The organism is Flavihumibacter fluminis, assembly GCF_021491375.1.
GTDB classification, from domain to species: domain Bacteria; phylum Bacteroidota; class Bacteroidia; order Chitinophagales; family Chitinophagaceae; genus Flavihumibacter; species Flavihumibacter fluminis.
In genome coordinates this window covers 300,593-317,763 of record NZ_JAKEVY010000002.1, presented here as the reverse complement: position 1 = coordinate 317,763, position 17,171 = coordinate 300,593, and the positions used below count along the sequence as shown (strand labels likewise).

14 protein-coding genes are annotated in these 17,171 nt (G+C 45.9%); 7 read left to right on the top strand and 7 right to left on the bottom strand.

The features are described 5' to 3' along the window. Nucleotides 1–49: 49 nt before the first annotated feature. Both L0U88_RS07630 and L0U88_RS07625 read right to left on the bottom strand, forming a co-directional pair. Entirely contained in the window at nt 50–505 is a 456-nt protein-coding gene (locus L0U88_RS07630; RefSeq protein WP_234865220.1) for a single-stranded DNA-binding protein, read from the bottom strand. Between the two features lie 101 nt (nt 506–606). Continuing rightward, the gene (locus L0U88_RS07625; protein WP_234865219.1) at nt 607–3,186 is read right to left on the bottom strand and encodes a M14 metallopeptidase family protein; all 2,580 of its coding nucleotides are present in this window, start codon (nt 3,184–3,186) and stop codon (nt 607–609) included. On the opposite strand from L0U88_RS07625, the gene L0U88_RS07620 reads away from it, so the two are divergent. From L0U88_RS07620 to L0U88_RS07610, 3 genes are read left to right on the top strand one after another with little or no spacing between them, the layout of a single operon-like run. Then, the gene (locus tag L0U88_RS07620) at nt 3,187–3,336 is read left to right on the top strand and encodes a hypothetical protein (RefSeq protein ID WP_234865217.1); all 150 of its coding nucleotides are present in this window, start codon (nt 3,187–3,189) and stop codon (nt 3,334–3,336) included. Continuing rightward, a complete protein-coding gene (gene mnmA / locus L0U88_RS07615; protein ID WP_234865215.1) occupies nt 3,333–4,442 on the top strand; it encodes a tRNA 2-thiouridine(34) synthase MnmA in 1,110 nt (369 codons plus the stop codon). The genes L0U88_RS07620 and mnmA overlap by 4 nt, the downstream gene beginning before the upstream one ends. A gap of 33 nt (nt 4,443–4,475) precedes the next feature. Then, complete coding sequence (locus L0U88_RS07610; RefSeq protein ID WP_234865213.1) at nt 4,476–5,264, top strand: hypothetical protein; 789 nt, start codon at nt 4,476–4,478, stop codon at nt 5,262–5,264. Here the strand turns inward: L0U88_RS07610 and L0U88_RS07605 are convergent. From L0U88_RS07605 to L0U88_RS07590, 4 genes are read right to left on the bottom strand one after another with little or no spacing between them, the layout of a single operon-like run. Beyond that, nucleotides 5,261–6,091, bottom strand: coding sequence for an alpha/beta hydrolase (locus tag L0U88_RS07605; RefSeq protein WP_234865212.1), 831 nt, complete (start codon nt 6,089–6,091; stop codon nt 5,261–5,263). The genes L0U88_RS07610 and L0U88_RS07605 overlap by 4 nt on opposite strands. 9 nt (nt 6,092–6,100) lie before the next feature. Then, on the bottom strand, nt 6,101–7,303 hold the full coding sequence (locus L0U88_RS07600; RefSeq protein WP_234865210.1) for an RsmB/NOP family class I SAM-dependent RNA methyltransferase: 1,203 nt from the start codon (nt 7,301–7,303) through the stop codon (nt 6,101–6,103). Next, a complete protein-coding gene (gene odhB, locus L0U88_RS07595) occupies nt 7,303–8,853 on the bottom strand; it encodes a 2-oxoglutarate dehydrogenase complex dihydrolipoyllysine-residue succinyltransferase (protein WP_234865209.1) in 1,551 nt (516 codons plus the stop codon). The genes L0U88_RS07600 and odhB overlap by 1 nt, the downstream gene beginning before the upstream one ends. Nucleotides 8,854–8,892: 39 nt before the next feature. Then, nucleotides 8,893–11,652 carry a 2-oxoglutarate dehydrogenase E1 component gene (locus L0U88_RS07590; RefSeq protein ID WP_234865207.1) on the bottom strand — a complete coding sequence of 920 codons (2,760 nt, stop codon included), beginning with the start codon at nt 11,650–11,652 and terminating at the stop codon, nt 8,893–8,895. 200 nt (nt 11,653–11,852) lie between these two features. On the opposite strand from L0U88_RS07590, the gene rpsT reads away from it, so the two are divergent. The 3 genes from rpsT (at nt 11,853) to L0U88_RS07575 (ending at nt 14,786) form a co-directional block, all read left to right on the top strand. Then, the gene (gene rpsT, locus L0U88_RS07585; protein WP_234865205.1) at nt 11,853–12,113 is read left to right on the top strand and encodes a 30S ribosomal protein S20; all 261 of its coding nucleotides are present in this window, start codon (nt 11,853–11,855) and stop codon (nt 12,111–12,113) included. Between the two features lie 93 nt (nt 12,114–12,206). After that, entirely contained in the window at nt 12,207–13,937 is a 1,731-nt protein-coding gene (locus L0U88_RS07580) for a M14 family metallopeptidase (RefSeq protein WP_234865203.1), read from the top strand. Between the two features lie 78 nt (nt 13,938–14,015). Continuing rightward, on the top strand, nt 14,016–14,786 hold the full coding sequence (locus L0U88_RS07575; protein ID WP_234865201.1) for a toxin-antitoxin system YwqK family antitoxin: 771 nt from the start codon (nt 14,016–14,018) through the stop codon (nt 14,784–14,786). A gap of 3 nt (nt 14,787–14,789) precedes the next feature. Here L0U88_RS07575 and L0U88_RS07570 read toward each other — a convergent pair whose 3' ends face one another. Then, nucleotides 14,790–15,512, bottom strand: coding sequence for a head GIN domain-containing protein (locus L0U88_RS07570; RefSeq protein ID WP_234865199.1), 723 nt, complete (start codon nt 15,510–15,512; stop codon nt 14,790–14,792). A gap of 110 nt (nt 15,513–15,622) precedes the next feature. Between L0U88_RS07570 and guaA the strand changes: the two genes are divergently transcribed. Further along, nucleotides 15,623–17,158 (top strand): glutamine-hydrolyzing GMP synthase, encoded by a 1,536-nt coding sequence (guaA, locus tag L0U88_RS07565; RefSeq protein WP_234865197.1) that lies wholly within the window; start codon nt 15,623–15,625, stop codon nt 17,156–17,158. Nucleotides 17,159–17,171 lie beyond the last annotated feature (13 nt).

Sequence of the window (17,171 nt, the reverse complement as noted above, 5' to 3'; positions counted from 1 at the left end):
AAGGTGCACCCAACCGGATGCACCTTTTGAAAAGAAATTGATTTCAATTTTAGAAAGGCAGGTCATCTCCCCCCTGATCCATACTCACTGGTGCAGGACCCATAGCTGGTGCAGAATAGCTGCCACCCTGGCCATATCCCTGTTGAGCCGGTGCACCGCCTTGGGCATATCCACCACCCTGACCTTCAGGACGAGCTCCCAGCAACTGCACATTCAAAACCCTCATGGAGAGAGAAGCACCTGTGCTGCCATCATTTTTTTGATATGTGCGAACTTCGGGAGTTCCCTCTACATAAACCTGAGTTCCTTTTTTCAGATAGGGTGCAACAGCCGTACGATCTGACCAATAAGCACAATCCACCCAAATGGTTTTATCCTGCTGGTTGCCCTGGGCATCCCTGTATCGTTCTGTATGAGCTACCGTGAAATTCATCACCGAGCGGCCATTTACATTATTCACTGTGCAATCTCTGCCGAGATTTCCGATTACCTGAAGCTTGATCATAACTTAACAATTTTAGCTACGTAAATAAAATTAGAACAGGCAATATACGTTGGTAGAGACCTTCAAAAAACCGTTCTTTCACCCTTGTTGATAACTTTTGATTAATCCTCCTCCGCAGTTGCAGATCCTGCTTCAATCAGTCGCCCGAAAAATATCGCATTCAGGAATAATTTTGTTCCTCCCAGCCAGTAGGCCCGGAAATTGGGATTGTCTCCAATGCAGATAATTCTTCCACTTCCACTTGCCTGCACCTGAACCGCCGCGGATTGCTTAACGGCTTCCAGGTTTTGTTGTGTAACGAAGCCACTTGCCAGCGGATCTTTACCATAACGGAAAGGAACTGCAAAACTGTTGGAAGGGATTTTCATAAAAACATTGTTCTGTTTAAACAGGTACACCTGCTCCTCTTCATATCCATAACTCAATGGATGCGTGAGATCCATTTGCGCCTGAAAAATTGCCCCTCTTATCTGTTGTGCATTTACAATCATAGAACGCTGGGCGTACGGATACTGTTTCGTGCTATCCAGTACCGGCGCTGTTTTCTTAAACTCCAGTTTAACAATGCCTGCCTGCTTTGCCCACTCAATTGCATCTTCCGTGAGGATGAGTGTTCCTCCCTGCTGAACCCATGTTTTTAATTTCTCTGCCTGGAAGGCATTGTAGTTTCCACCCACCAATACCATGGTATTATACGTAGCCAGGTTGATACGATTGAATATAGACGCTTCCAGCATACTGGGAGGCATGCCAAATCGCTGATCCAGCAGATGCCAAACTTCCCCCGCATCCAGCGCACTTACGCCTGCTCCAACCAGCATGGCGATGGAGGGTTTTGTTACTGGCTGCAAAGAACGACTACCTAAATCCACTCCTCCTGCCGACATTCCGGTATTCAATCCAAACACATTGACATTGGCAGCAACCGCTTCTCTTTTCAATAGAGTATGCAAATCAGTCCGCGCTTTTGTTTGCAACTGTACCGGAACCAGCAAGGTTCCCAATGGAAATATTCTCGGTTGTCCGTTTATGTTAGCTGTAAACGTTTTGGTTGCCACCCGTACTACAACTCCCTCTTTCAATAAATTATTCAGCATTCTGGGTGCATAATATTCACTCCATTCAAATACATAAGCATAGGCGTTCTGATCCGCAAGCAAGTTCCCTTTTGTTCCTTTCCAATCAGTTAATACAACAGATTTTACTGTACCTACTTGTGCTGCTGTTAATGCACTGTTCTTCAGTCCCATCGCCATCGGCATAGTCCAGGCTGTGATATCATAAAACAGACTGTCTTTGTATTCCGGAATTTTCTCAAAAAAAGTCTGAATCAATTTATACTGCGGTTGTTGTGTTCTTACGAGGTAACTGCTTCCTTTTTTAAAGCTTTGTTTACCCAGGTTCAGATCCTGCTGAAGTTGTTCCACTACGATTTGGTGACGACGCAACATTTCAACAAAAATGCCGGTCCGGGATTCATCCGACTCATTACCGAAAACCCAGGCTTTAACCGGAGCCGCGGAAGCTTCCTTTGCCATTTGCTGATAAAATTCCCGTTGGTACTTTAACAGTTCTACCCGCAAGTCTCTTGCTGCTGCAAGGGTAGATAAAGTAGTGGTAAACTGATTGCGAATCGTGAAAGGGAAAGTCAATACACCATTGATGGTTTGCTGGGCATGCCCACGGGAGGATGCCTGCTCAAACAAGATCCCGATACAGCCCTGCGCATCCGGATAAGTAGAACCCTTGCCATAATAGAAATCATCATAACCTTCCTTGGTATAATAAAGTGAACCGATCTTATCCAGGAATTTCGCATGATAGTTTGCTACCGCCTGGGTAAGTTCCTGGTTTTTTACAGGCGTGAGCGGATTAACCCTGCTGGGCTCTCCGGGTTGAAAAAAGAAGGTAGCATCACTTCCCATCTCATGGTGATCCGTTAAAATATTGGGGCGCCATTGCTGGTAAATACTTAACCGGTTCTGACTTTCCCTGTGTTGGGCTGGTAACCAGTCGCGGTTCAAATCAAACCAATAATGATTAAATCTTCCACCGGGCCATACTTCATTAAACTCTCTGGTTGCGGGATCCGTTACCAGGTGCTGACTCTTATGCATATTGGCCCAGGTCGCAAAGCGATTGAGACCATCGGGATTGAAAGATGGATCAAAAAGAATAACCACTTCATTGAGCAAGGAGTCTATAGCCGGACCTTCAGCTGCTGCCAGGTGATAGGCCGTCAGGAGTGCGGCATTCGCTCCACTGGGCTCATTTCCATGAATGGAAAATCCCTGATATACAACAGCCGGCATCTGCTGGTAATTCAGTGCACCTGTATAGCCTGGATCACTTAAGCGAAGATGTTCTTCGCGAATGCTTTCCAGTTTGCGATGATTCGCTGCACTGGTAATGACCAGCACCAATTGTTGTCTCGCCTCATAAGAGGTACCCATCACTTCCAGTTTAATGCGATCCGGTGCAGCAGCCGCCAGTGCCTTCATGTACAAGACCAGTCGGTCATGGGTAATATGCCACTCTCCTACTTTATGGCCAATAACTTTTTCCGGTTCCGGTACCGAGGCCCGGTATTGTTGTCCGGCTGGGAGATAATAACTGAGATCCTGCGCCTGAACCAATAGAGCAACTAATAAGAAGCCAAGAACAAATAATGATTTCCTCATATGTGTAGTTTAACCGAAATGGAAGATAGGAAGTATGGAAGAGGAAACAAAGGAGGAGGGAGACAGAGGAGATGGGAGACAGAGGAGATGGGAGACGGAGGAGACAAAGGAAGTGTTCGTATATTTGCAACTTCAATGCAGATCAAATGAGCAGAAAAGGAAAAGTGCTGGTGGCTATGAGCGGTGGTATCGATAGTACCGTAACCGCCCTGATGCTGCACGAGCAGGGATATGAGGTGGTGGGCATTACCATGAAAACCTGGGATTATGCCAGTTCCGGTTCCAGTAAAAAGGAAACCGGCTGTTGCAATATTGACTCCTTCAATGATGCAAGGATGGCTGCTGTACAACATGGCTTTCCCCATTTTATACTTGACATCCGGGAAGAGTTTGGTGATTTCGTGATTGAAAATTTTGTAGACGAATACCTGGCCGGACGTACGCCTAACCCGTGTGTGATGTGCAATACGCATATCAAGTGGAGGGCCCTGCTGAAACGGGCAGATGCCCTGGATTGCGACTATATCGCAACGGGCCATTATGCCAATATTCACCAGCATACCAATGGACGGTATTTTATCAGCAAAGGACTTGATGAAACCAAAGACCAGAGTTATGTGCTCTGGGGATTGCAACAGGATCTGTTAAGCAGAACCCTGCTTCCATTAGGCACTTACCGGAAGACTGAAATTCGCCAGATGGCTCATGATTTCGGCTATCCGGAACTCGCCAAAAAAGCAGAAAGTTATGAGATCTGTTTTGTGCCGGATAACGACTACCGCGGATTCCTGAAGAAAAAGGTGAGTGGGCTGGAAGAACGCGTAGACGGAGGATTATTTGTTGACAAAACCGGCAAGATCCTTGGCAAACACAAAGGCTATCCCTTTTATACCATCGGGCAACGAAAAGGGCTGGATATCGCATTAGGTAAACCAGTGTATGTAACCGGCATCTTTCCTGAAACCAATACAGTGGTTCTGGGAGATGAAGAAGATCTGAATCGCTCTGTTATGCAGGTGAATAAGATCAACTGGATCAAATACGAAGGAGTTCCTGAAGGAATGGAAGCAACCACCAAAATCCGCTACAAAGACAAAGGATCCTTATCCACCCTGCACCAGAATGAAGCAGGTGTGGAAGTGCGGTTTTTTGAAGAAGTGAAGGGTATCGCACCTGGACAAAGTGCCGTATTTTACGAAGGGAATGATGTGATTGGTGGAGGTATTATTCAGAGACCTGTCATCGACCTTATATAAGCAATAAACCAACCGGAAAATCGTTACATCGCTATGAGAAAAAAAATCGGAAACTGGCTGCTACTGGCCGGGTTGATCACACTGGTTGCCTGCGGCAAAGAAACAGCCAATCCGGATTTTGAAGATGTTTCCGACTATATGGTGCTGGAACCTGGCAAAACCCTGATCTATCAGCTGGATTCCATTGTCAAAACTCCTTTTAACGATACCGCTTTTACAACTATCAGCTACCAGGCCAAAGATGTAGTTGATGCTGAAATCACTGATAATTTGGGCAGACCCAGCTGGAGGGTCTTCCGTTACCTGCGCCCTCTCAACAGTACTGATGAAAATGCGTGGACTCCGAACATGACCTATATGATTACTCCAATGAGAAAAGCAGTGGAAGTAATCGAAAACAATCTTCGCTTTCAGAAACTGGTGTTTCCAATTGACCTGAATACCGTTTGGCGGGGGAATTCCCATATTAATACTACTCCGGGTGGTCCGCTGGATTATCTGGATGCCTGGGAATATAGTTATTCTTCCATCGGCGAATCTTTTAGTCCCTTTGATACTCCATTTGAAAATACAATAACCGTATTGCAGGCAGATGAAGCCCTCGGTGTGCAGAATGAAAAACCAGAGGATCCAGACCTGGATGCCTACAGAACCTATAGTGTAGAAGTGTATGCAAAAGAACTGGGACTGATCTATAAGGAACTTCGCTACTGGACCTATTCAGCCAGAACACTGGACAATTTGGGTAATCCGGCGCAACCCTTCCCTTATGGAAGAACTGAGGGAGGAGGTATTCGCTTACGCCTGATCAGCCACAATTAACTATTACTGTTTTTCTCCCGGAAGAATTCATGAAAATATAAAAGCTGGAAACGAACTGCTTTCTTCCAGTAGTCCCAGTTGTGTGCCCCCGGCCTTGTTATGTATTCATGAGGAATATTGCGATACAGTAATTCCTGGTGCAGCCTTTCATTTACAGCGAAGAAAAAATCTGCCGTTCCGCAATCGATCATCAAGGCTGGTTTACCTGGTTGTGCCAGGTGCAGCAAATTGATCACAGTATTTTCTTCCCATCGTGTTTTATTCTCAGCATATGATCCGAGCCTTTTTGCCATATCCCAGTTATTTGGAAATGGGCGGATGTCTACTCCCCCACTCATACTTCCCGCTGCACCAAAAACATCCGGATGTTTTAAAGCCAGATACAATGCGCCATGTCCTCCCATGCTGAGGCCGGTAATAGCACGACCGGCAGCTGTTGGATTGGTTTTATACTGACGATCGATAATCGCTACCAGTTCCTCTGCCACATAGGTTTCATATTGAAAAGCAGGATCAACAGGGCTGTTCCAGTACCAGCTGCTGTAACCGCCATCCGGACAAACAATCAGGACATTATAGCGGTCCGCATCTTCTTTTATAACAGGCACTTTTTCAATCCAGCCACGATAATTATCACTGTAACCATGTAAAAGATAAACTACCGGAAACCGTTTTCCGGTTTCATAACCAGCCGGTTTGATTACCACCGCTTTGATATCCTTCTTCATGGACACACTGCGGGTCAGCAATGTATCCACCGTTGCGGCCTGAAGGGAAAATGCAAAACAGACAAGTAAAATAACGCAGAAGAACAGACGATTTCTCATCCTATAAACCTACAACTTTTGCAGTAATGCCGCGAACATGGAGTCCGCCTTTTCCGAATAGCCATTCAGCGTCTGCATTTTTAAACATTGAAGCGGATAGGTTTCCAGCAGCCAGTTGATATTCGCTTCATTTTCCTTACTAAATACAGAGCAGGTAATGTAGAGTAAGTAGCCTCCATCTGCCAGTTTGGGAATGAGCAATGAAAGGATTTTTTTCTGTAAGGCAGCATAGTTATCAATAGCACCAGGATCAAAGAAACAGAGCTGTTCCGGCGTCCGGCTCCAGGTACCGCTACCGGTGCAGGGAAGATCAGCAAGGATCAGCTGTTGCAGTGCCAGCTTCCTGTACTCCTCTCCTGCTTTGGCCGGATCAGATAAATCAGCCACAAAGCCATAATATGAATAAAGTCCCGCCTGGCGGAAACGCTGGTATAAATTCTGTAAAATAGAACTACGTATGTCGGACACTGTTAGTCGGGCGCCAGGTAACCGGTCAAACACAAAAATGGATTTACCTCCGCTGGCGGCACAGGCATCCCAGATAGCCAGGTCTTCCTGTTGACGCAGACTGCCGACTATTTCCTCCACCATCGCACCCGCACGTTGTGAATTCAGGTCCTGCACCACCAGTTCCTGGTTCAAACGGAACAATTCTTCAACCTTAAATCCATTCGGAAGCCTGCAACCATCAATGGTTTCCATAATAAAGGGAACACCGGCCTTGCTCAGTTTTTTCTGAACCGACTCCAGGTATGCCGGACGAATACGGATAAATAAATCAGGCTGTTCAAGATGTGAACAGGCAAACGCTGTGGCATCTATGCCGGCACTTAATGCCGACTGCAAAGGGAATAGCGCTGAAGCAAATGCGGCAAGTGAAAGACTGTTTTCAGGATCAATCAACGCAAGTTTAGCTTCTGTCGGAAGCGTTGTTTTTTCATTCCATTCCTCATGCAAAGACTGCAACAAACCATTGGGGTCTTTTGAACAGAGAAAGAGCCCGGCTATCATCCGGTCAGCCGGTTCCAGGTGTTTGAGTGCATGACCCAACCGGAACCAGCAATAACAAAGCTGCGCGATCTGTTTACGATCGCGCGAGCCATGTTTTTTATGCGTTGAAAAATACTGTTTGAGATGGTGTACAAAAGGGATATCACCAGTGTAGCCCTGAACAAGTTGCAATGCAACTACCAGATGTGCACGGGCAAACATCAGAGTTCCAGCAAGGTCTTGACAGGATCCTTACCGAACAGCAGTTGTTCAGGTTTTTCCAGCAATTCTTTCACCCGAACCAGGAACCCTACAGATTCACGACCATCAATAATGCGGTGGTCATAGCTAAGCGCCAGGTACATCATGGGCTTGATTACCACCTGACCGTTTACTGCCATGGGGCGATCTTCAATCTTATGCATACCCAGAATGGCTGACTGCGGAATATTGATGATAGGTGTACTCATGAGTGAACCAAACACACCTCCATTGGTGATCGTGAACGTACCACCTGTCATTTCTTCTATGGTGAGTTTATTATCACGGGCCTTGGTTGCGAGCTCCACAACTTTTTTCTCGATATCAGCCATACCCATACTTTCTGCATTCCGGATAACCGGTACTACCAGTCCTTTTGGTGCAGAAACTGCAATGGAAATATCACAATAATCATGGTAAACGATGGAGTCTCCATCAATGTAAGCATTCACAGCAGGCCATTCCTGCAGGGCAAAACAAACAGCCTTGGTGAAGAAGCTCATGAAGCCAAGGTTCACACCATGCTTTTCCTTGAACTTGTCTTTATACTGAGCTCTTAAAGCCATAACTGGCCCCATGTCCACTTCATTGAAAGTGGTAAGCATGGCGGTTGTATTCTTAGCTTCAACCAGGCGGCGGGAAATGGTCTTACGCAGGTTGCTCATCTTTTCCCGCTTTTCATTGCGGGTGAAGAGTTCAGCACCGGGTTTACGGCCCGGATTATTCAGTGCTTCCAGCACATCATTCTTAAGGATCTTGCCACCGCTACCGCTGGCAGGTACCGATTTGGGATCAATTTTTTTATCAGCAATAATAGCTGCAGCAACCGGAGTTGCTTTAACATCATTGGGAACAGCAGTAACCGGTGCATTGGTGGCAGCAGGCTGTGCGGCAGGTTTAGCTGCAGTAGCAGCAGGCTGTGTGGCAGTAGTAGGAACAGCCACATCCGTATTAATGGAAGCGATTGGATCTCCAATTTTGATTACATCGCCTTCTTTGGCTTTCTGACTGAGTTGACCAGCATCTTCTGCATTCAGTTCAAAGGTCGCTTTTTCACTTTCCAGTTCACACAGCACTTCATCGCGCTGAACCAGGTCACCTTCTTTCTTCAACCATTTAACCAGGGTCACTTCTGTGATAGATTCACCAACAGTTGGCACTTTCATTTCAATGATACCTTTTCCAACAGCTTTTGCAGGAGCTGCTTCAGCAGGTGCTGCAGCTGGCTTTGCGGGCTCTTCTGCTTTAGCTGCCGGGGCATTACCTGCAGGCGCTACAGCAGTTTCATCAATGGATGCAACCACATCTCCGATTTTGATGGTATCACCTTCAGCTGCTTTGGTAACCAGGATACCTGCCTGTTCTGCATTGAGTTCAAAGGTCGCTTTTTCACTTTCCAGTTCGGCAATTACTTCATCCCGGTGAACATAACTACCATTTGGTTTTAACCACTTGATAAGCGTTACTTCTGTTATAGACTCCCCAACTGTCGGAACTTTTATATCTATCATAAATCAAAATTCAAAGTAATAATTTTATTCATTCACCTCCTATATCGAAAAAGCTGTTTCAATAATCTCCGCCTGTTCCTGTGCATGCACTTTCGCATAACCGGTAGCGGTAGATGCACTTGGCTGGCGACTGATCACTCCAAAATTAATGGTAGCCAGGTTCATTTTAAGGAAAGAAGCTGCTCCCATATTCAATGGTTCTTCCTGCACCCAGAACCAGGTTGCTTTATTGTATTTCTGATACAATTCATCCAATTGTTTTTGAGGCAACGGATACAATTGTTCTACCCGAACCAGCGCTACGTCTTTCACTCCTTCCTTCTGCTTTTTGGCAGCCAGATCAAAATACACTTTACCACTGCAGAACAATACTTTTCGAATGGCACCTGCATTTTCAACTGATGCATCATCAATTACTTCTTTGAAAGAGCCTGTAGTGAAATCGGCTTTCGTTGAATAGGTATCCGGCAAACGCAGGTTCGCTTTTGGAGAGAAATTGATCATAGGCTTGCGGAAAGGCCAGGTGATCTGCCTTCTCAATGCATGGAAGAAGTTGGAAGCTGTTGTAATATTGGTAATCACCATGTTCAACTCTGCACACATCTGCAGGAAGCGTTCCATCCGCGCAGAACTATGCTCTGGTCCCTGCCCTTCGTATCCATGAGGCAATAATAATACTACCCCATTCATGCGGTTCCATTTCTGTTCACCAGCTGCGATGAACTGATCAATCATGGTTTGGGCACCGTTACAGAAATCTCCAAACTGTGCTTCCCAGATTACCAGGCTAAGCGGATTGGCCATCGCATAACCATATTCAAAACCCAGCACGCCATATTCACTCAGCAGAGAGTTATAAATCCGGAATTGTCCATTTGCACCGGGAATTCTGCTCAAGCGATTGTAGGCCTTATTCGTTTCTTCATCTCTCAATACTGCGTGGCGATGACTGAAAGTGCCTCTGCGAACATCCTGGCCACTCATCCGCACGTCATGCCCCTGTAATAACAGGGATGCATAAGCGAGTAATTCACCGGTAGCCCAATCTATTTTTCCTTCTTCCTGGTATAATTTCACTTTGTCCTGGATGATCTTATCCACTTTTTTAAGTGGCTTAAAGTCATCAGGCCATTGCATTAACTGTTCAAATAATAAATCAAAATCCGCATTGCTGATAGCAGTTACGGGCGATGCATGAAAATCATCTTCAGTTGCCCGACGTAAACTTCTCCAGGCCTTCTCAGGCAACTGGTATTTATAGGGAAGTGGATTTTGTTTCACCTCATCCAGGCGATCCTGCAGATCACTCCAGAATTTCTTTTCCATTTCCTGGGCCATCTGCCTTGCATCTGTATCTCCGCTTTCCAGCAGGTGGGTAACATATACTTCACGCGGATTAGGATGTTTATCAATCAACGCATATAAACCAGGCTGGGTGAATTTCGGATCATCGCCTTCATTGTGACCATGTTTGCGATAACAAACCATATCAATGAAGATGTCCTGGTTGAACTGCTGGCGGTAACGGGTGGCAATTTCTACACATTTCACTACTGCTTCCGCATCATCACCATTTACATGAAGTACCGGTGCCTGCACAGTTGCGGCAAGAGAAGTACAGTAATCCGAACTTCTTGCCTCATCAAAATCAGTAGTAAAACCAATCTGGTTATTTATTACAAAATGGATGGTACCACCCGTGTTATAGCCTTCCAGTTTGCTCATCTGCAATACTTCATACACGATTCCCTGTCCGGCTATGGAAGCATCACCATGAATTAAGATCGGAAGAATTTTATCGTACTCACTTCCATATAGTACATCCGCTTTAGCGCGGGCAAATCCAACTACTACCGGATCAACAGCTTCGAGGTGGGAAGGATTGGGTGCCAGTTTCAGGTGCACTGTTTTACCATCGGGCGTTTGCACATCGGAACTGTATCCCATATGGTATTTAACATCTCCACTACCCATGGTCTGGTCCATTACTGCGGTTCCCTCAAACTCACTGAAGATATGTTCATAGGTTTTACCCATGATATTGGCAAGTACATTCAGACGGCCCCGGTGTGCCATTCCGATTACCACTTCCTGAACCCCTAAAGAACCAGCAGTATTGATAATGGCATCCAGGGCGGCAATAGTAGTTTCTCCTCCTTCCAGTGAAAAGCGTTTCTGCCCGATATATTTGGTATGAAGGAATTTCTCGAAGATTACTCCCTGGTTGAGTTTTTCCAGGATTCGCTCTTCCTGCTTTACCGTCAGGGGTTTATGAAAATCCTTTTCCATTGCATTGGTCAGGAAGTCTACCTTACCCTGGTCGCTGATGTATTTGAATTCAATACCTACTTTAGACGCATAAGATTTTTCGAGGTGAGCCAGGATATTCCGCAAGCTGGTTGTGCCAAGCCCCACCCTGTTGCCAGCATAAAACTGTCTGTCCAGGTCTGCCTCTGTAAAACCAAAAAAGCCCAGATCCAGGTTGGCACCACGATCGCGGCGTGTACGAATAGGGTTGGTTTTAGCAATCAGGTGTCCCTTGTTCCGGTACCCCAGGATCATGCGATAAGCCGCAATCTCCTTTTTGATATCCAGATCAGCAGGTAATCCGGGAGTTGTAGCTCCCCCTGAAACCGCCTGTTCCTTTCCATTTACATGGCCCTGTTCTACTGCAAAGTCAAAACCTTCAAAAAACTTCCGAAGCTCGGGATCAACCGAAGCCGGATCTTTTACAAAATCCTGGTAAAGTGATTCAATAAAGGCTGGAGACGAATTGGTTATATACGAAAAATCCTTCATATGGATAGCCCTGTTTACGGGTAAAAAATGGGTCAGCAAATATCGGGAAAAGAAGTGAAGAAAGCCACTCAAACCGGTAATTTGCAAATCGGTTTAACAAACGTTAAAAGGGTTGTTTTTCAGATATCCATCACTTTTTTTAATTTTTATTTTTTAGTATTTAGTTTTCCCATTACCTTTGCCGTCCAAAATTTAGAAGAATGGCTAATCATAAGGCAACCAAAAAAGATGTGCGTCAGGCAGCCAAGCGCCGTGATAGAAATCGTTACTACGGTAAGACTACCCGTAACGCAATTCGTGATCTGAGGGCCACTACTGAAAAGAAAGCGGTTGATGAAGCTTTGCCGAACGTGATCTCTATGATTGACAAGCTGGCCAAGCGCGGTGTTATTCACAAGAATAAGGCTGCCAACCTGAAGAGCAAGCTCGCCAAGCGTGCCAACGCTGTGGCTTCAGCATAAGCAATTTCGATCCCGACCTATCTGACCTAAATACGGGTCCAGTCACCAGACTGGACCTTTTTTTGTTTATTTTCCCGTCTTAATTCACTGGAAATGAAAGCTCCCCGCATCTTACTGGTCCTTCTTATGTATTGCTGTCAATCCCAGGCACAGCTCGCCCCTACCCCTTATGAAAGAACGAAAGGAGCAGAAACTTCCACCTACCCGGAAGTGATTCGCTATTACCAGCAACTGGATAAGCAATCAAGTCGCCTGACATTGAAAACCATGGGTCCCTCAGATGCCGGCCACCCATTGCACCTCGCACTTTATTCAAACGATGGATCAGCTGACCCGGTTCTATGGCATCGCCAGAAGAAGGTGGTACTGTTCATTATCAATGGAATTCACCCCGGTGAACCTGACGGTATTGATGCCAGCATGCTTTGGTTGCGCGACCTGATCCAGGGCAAAAAGAAAATCCCGGATAATGTGGCCCTGGCTATTGTTCCGGTTTACAATATTGGAGGAGCCCTGAACCGCTCTCCTTATTACCGGGTGGATCAGAATGGTCCGGCTGCTTTTGGCTCCAGGGGCAATTCCCAGAACTACGACCTCAATCGCGATTTTATAAAAAACGACACCCGGGAAGCCCGCAGTTTTGTTCAGATTTTTCATTATCTCCAGCCGGATGTTTTCATAGACAACCATGTTTCAAATGGCGCGGATTACCAACACATCATGACGCTGATTGCTTCCCAGCATAATAAACTGGGAGGTGTGATGGGCGAGTTTATGAATAAACAGTTTGAACCCGGATTATACAGTCTCATGAAAAAGCGCGGTTACGACCTGATCCCCTATGTGAATGCATTTGGTGATACTCCTGAATCCGGCTGGCCGGAATTCCTGGAAGGCCCGCGATATTCCAGCGGTTATGCCAGCCTGTGGAACTGCTTTGCTTTTGTACCCGAAACCCATATGCTCAAACCCTATCCGCAACGGGTAGACGCAACCTATGCCCTGATGGAATCCTTTGTAAGTTTCGTGTCTGAAAATGCTGGTACCATCAAGTCGCTGATCCGCCAAAGTTTTGAACAACAACAGAAGGCGGATCAATTTGCATTACAATGGAAACTGAATCGTGACAAATGGAGCGACCTGGTATTTAAAGGGTATGAGGCGGGCAAAAAACCAAGTGGTATATCCGGCCTGCCCCGACTCTATTACGATCGCAACAAACCTTTCGAGAAAACCGTCCGGTTCTTTAATCAGTATGAGGTAGCACAGGAAGTATCCAAACCAGCGGCCTATATCCTTCCGCAGGGCTGGTGGAAAGTGGCAGAACTCCTTCAGCTCAACCGTGTAACGATGATCCCCCTGGTAAAAGATACCACCCTGGAAGTGGAGTATTATAAAATTGACCAGTACACACCATCTTCCAGAGCATTTGAGGGCCATCACCTGAATACCAATGTGAAGGTTAGCACGCACAAGGAAAAAGTTCAGTTTCGCAAAGGCGACTGGTACATTCCTCTCAACCAGCGAGCCAACCGGTTTTTGGTAGAAGTATTAGAGCCACAGGGAATGGATTCCTATTTTACCTGGAATTTTTTCGATCCCATACTTGGACAAAAAGAAGGATACAGCTCCTATGTATTTGAAGACACGGCAGAAAAATACCTGAAAGAAAATCCGGCATTACAAAAAGCACTGGAAGACAAAAAGGCAACCGATACCAGTTTTGCCAAATCAGCCGGTCAGCAACTGGATTTTATCTTTAAAAATTCTCCCTATTTCGAACCTGGTCATAACCGCTACCCTGTGTACCGGGTGGTACGCTAAGAAAGATTAGAATATAATGAGGCCTGAACTAGATTACCATCGGCTTGTTACCTTGTGCCTGAACAAGTACTTGCGTCCATGAAACAAATACTCTATACATGGCTGATACTTATCGGGAGTGGCTCTGCGCTGTTATGGTCTGGCCAACAGGATGGAAATGCTGCTTCAAACGGGTATCGTTTCACGGTAAGCTATAAACGAAAATTGCCTCATGGTTTGTACCAGAGCTGGTTTGATTCAGCTCAAATCCGGGACAAAGGCAATTTCATAATGGGGATTCCTGATGGCGAATGGAAAGGCTGGTACAGCAATGGACAACCGAGATTTATCAGAACCTACAGTGCTACCAAACTGCAACGCGTAAAGCAGGAAATAAAAAAACATCCGAAACATGTGCTGCTGCCATTGGCCCAGGAAGCACAGAAGGATCGAAATGCACTCACGCAGGCAACCTCCCCAATTCAATCTTTCTGGCACCTGTATGGAAAAAGGCATGAGGAACTGCCTCCCGTCCCCATCGACAGCCTGGTGCTGGCAAGTGTGCAGATCAATGAGCAGGCAGGCGATAATGCTTATATGGCTCCCTTCAAGGAATGCCTGCATCATGGATTGTACATGAATTATTTTCCAAACGGAACACCCAAAGACTCTGGCTATTACAGAAACGGATTACGCGAAGGTCATTGGGAACACTGGCTAAGTAAAGGTTTACTGCGCGCTTCCGGCTCCTATACTCATGGAAAAAGAAGCGGCACCTGGTCTTATTATGATCCCCAGGGCCGCATCCGTTCACTGGCCACCTATGATCGCAATGGCAAACTGGTGCACCAGCAGTTTTATGACAAGTAAGGCTTAATCCAGTTTTTTAATGTTTCCGCTACCATGAATATCGGAGCGAATGGAAGGATTTCCTTTGTACCGTACATCGCCACTGCCTTTCACATCCACCTGCAGGCTTTTGCTGGAGTTCACACTGGCATTACCACTTCCCTTAATATCCACATTGGCTTCTTCAGAAAGCAGGTCAACCGCATTTAAATCTCCACTGCCGGTACATTCCAGGGTCACTTTCCTGGTTTCTCCCTTGAGGGTAACATTGCCGCTGCCATAGATGGAGGCAGTTACTTCGGGTGCCATGATTTCCATTTTGATATCACCACTGCCCTTGGTTCCCACTTCGATAGGCTCATCATTTTTCACCATCGATTGAGAAACAATATTTCCGGAACCATAGGAGTACACTTTCTTATAAGAAGGAGCAGTTACTTTAATCCGGACATCCCGGGTTGGACGAAGATCAAATCCATCTTCAGTCTGGATCTTCAGCGTAGAACCATCTATATAGGTTTCAATTTTCGAGATGATATTCTCCTCTCCTTCCAACATCACAGCATGTTGATCACCTACCAGCAGTTCCACATCAAAAGATCCTTTTTGCTCAACTTCTGAGAAGGAACCGGGCGTACGATTTGCACTGGTAACATTTCCATCCCCCCTTACTTTTTTGCCGGTAGAGAATACGCAGGCGGAGAAACCAAGACTGACAAGGAGAGCAGCCATTAAAATTTTTTTCATGTGAGGTTATTTAGTCAAAAAAACAAAATATTTACAGTCTTAGACGCCCGTTCCTGTAAAAAGTTACCGGAATCTGAAGGGCTGGAAAAAGATTGTAACTTCGCGCCACCATGACTGAAAAAATTCTCATCCTCGATTTTGGCTCTCAATATACCCAATTGATTGCCAGGGCTGTACGGGAGGCCAATGTATATTGCGAAATCATCCCTTATCACAAACCTTTCGAATATGAACCCGGCTTAAAAGGGATTATCCTGTCAGGATCACCATTTTCTGTGAATGATGAAAACGCCCCGGATGTGGATATTCAGTCCATGATTTCCCGACTTCCGGTTTTGGGAGTATGTTATGGCGCCCAATTGACGGCAAAAAAATTCGGAGGAAGAGTAGAAAAAAGCAGCAAGCGCGAATATGGCCGGGCAATCCTTCAAATTCTGAAAGATGACCGGATTTTCGAAGGCATGTCCAAACAAAGCCAGGTGTGGATGAGTCACGCAGATAGCGTGAAAGAAATCCCCGCCGGATTTGAACTGCTGGCGGATACGCAATCCATCCCCATTGCAGCATTTCGTAAAAATGACGACAAGGAAATCTTATACGCTGTGCAATTCCATCCGGAAGTGTACCACAGCATCGAAGGAAAAAAACTGATCCGCAACTTCCTGGTGGAAGTATGTGGTTGCTCGCAGGACTGGACACCAGCCCATTTTATTTCAGATACAGTTGCTGCCCTGCAAAAGCAGATCGGTGATCGTAAAGTGATCATGGCACTTAGTGGTGGTGTGGACAGTACCGTGGCTGCAACACTGATTTCAAAAGCAATTGGCGACCGGCTCTATGGTATTTTTGTGGACAATGGTGTACTCAGAAAAGGAGAATTTGAGCAGGTATTAAAAACCTATAAAGACAATCTTCATCTGAATGTAAAAGGGGTGGATGCAAAAGATCGCTTTTACTCGGAACTGGCAGGTAAAACCGACCCGGAAGCTAAAAGAAAAGTCATCGGAAAATTATTCATTGATGTTTTCCAGGAAGAAGCCAAAAAGGTAGAAGGAATTGAATTGCTTGGCCAGGGAACCATTTACCCGGATGTGATTGAAAGTGTTTCTGTTCACGGTCCTTCTGTAACAATCAAATCTCACCACAATGTGGGTGGATTGCCGGAGCAGATGCACCTGGAGCTGGTAGAGCCCCTGCGCTATCTCTTCAAGGATGAAGTAAGAAAAGTAGGTCGTGAGCTGGGAATTCCGGACGAATTAATTGATCGTCATCCTTTCCCGGGCCCAGGGCTGGCCATCCGCATCCTCGGTGAAATAACAGAAGAAAAAGTTAAACTCCTCCAGGAAGCCGATCACCGATACATCTCCGGACTCAAAGAACACAACTTATATAAATCAGTATGGCAGGCAGGCGCCATCCTGCTGCCAGTAAAGAGTGTAGGAGTTATGGGCGATGAAAGAACTTATGAATATACCGTTGCGCTCAGAGCAGTAACTTCCGTTGACGGGATGACTGCCGACTGGGCTCATCTGCCCTATGATTTTCTGGCACATATTTCGAGTGATATAATCAACAATGTTCGTGGTATCAACCGGGTGGTATACGATATAAGCAGTAAACCACCAGCTACCATTGAATGGGAATAAGTAACTAAACCCA

Bases quoted from the DNA above. Each gene is read 5' to 3' on its own strand.
- mnmA (WP_234865215.1), top strand. From the start codon at position 3,333: ATGAGCAGAAAAGGAAAAGTGCTGGTGGCTATGAGCGGTGGTATCGAT.
- guaA (WP_234865197.1), top strand. From the start codon at position 15,623: ATGACTGAAAAAATTCTCATCCTCGATTTTGGCTCTCAATATACCCAA.
- L0U88_RS07575 (WP_234865201.1), top strand. From the start codon at position 14,016: ATGAAACAAATACTCTATACATGGCTGATACTTATCGGGAGTGGCTCT.
- L0U88_RS07590 (WP_234865207.1), bottom strand. From the start codon at position 11,652: ATGAAGGATTTTTCGTATATAACCAATTCGTCTCCAGCCTTTATTGAA.
- L0U88_RS07630 (WP_234865220.1), bottom strand. From the start codon at position 505: ATGATCAAGCTTCAGGTAATCGGAAATCTCGGCAGAGATTGCACAGTG.
- L0U88_RS07625 (WP_234865219.1), bottom strand. From the start codon at position 3,186: ATGAGGAAATCATTATTTGTTCTTGGCTTCTTATTAGTTGCTCTATTG.
- rpsT (WP_234865205.1), top strand. From the start codon at position 11,853: ATGGCTAATCATAAGGCAACCAAAAAAGATGTGCGTCAGGCAGCCAAG.
- L0U88_RS07620 (WP_234865217.1), top strand. From the start codon at position 3,187: ATGTGTAGTTTAACCGAAATGGAAGATAGGAAGTATGGAAGAGGAAAC.
- L0U88_RS07605 (WP_234865212.1), bottom strand. From the start codon at position 6,091: ATGAGAAATCGTCTGTTCTTCTGCGTTATTTTACTTGTCTGTTTTGCA.
- L0U88_RS07600 (WP_234865210.1), bottom strand. From the start codon at position 7,303: ATGTTTGCCCGTGCACATCTGGTAGTTGCATTGCAACTTGTTCAGGGC.
- L0U88_RS07580 (WP_234865203.1), top strand. From the start codon at position 12,207: ATGAAAGCTCCCCGCATCTTACTGGTCCTTCTTATGTATTGCTGTCAA.
- L0U88_RS07610 (WP_234865213.1), top strand. From the start codon at position 4,476: ATGAGAAAAAAAATCGGAAACTGGCTGCTACTGGCCGGGTTGATCACA.
- L0U88_RS07570 (WP_234865199.1), bottom strand. From the start codon at position 15,512: ATGAAAAAAATTTTAATGGCTGCTCTCCTTGTCAGTCTTGGTTTCTCC.
- odhB (WP_234865209.1), bottom strand. From the start codon at position 8,853: ATGATAGATATAAAAGTTCCGACAGTTGGGGAGTCTATAACAGAAGTA.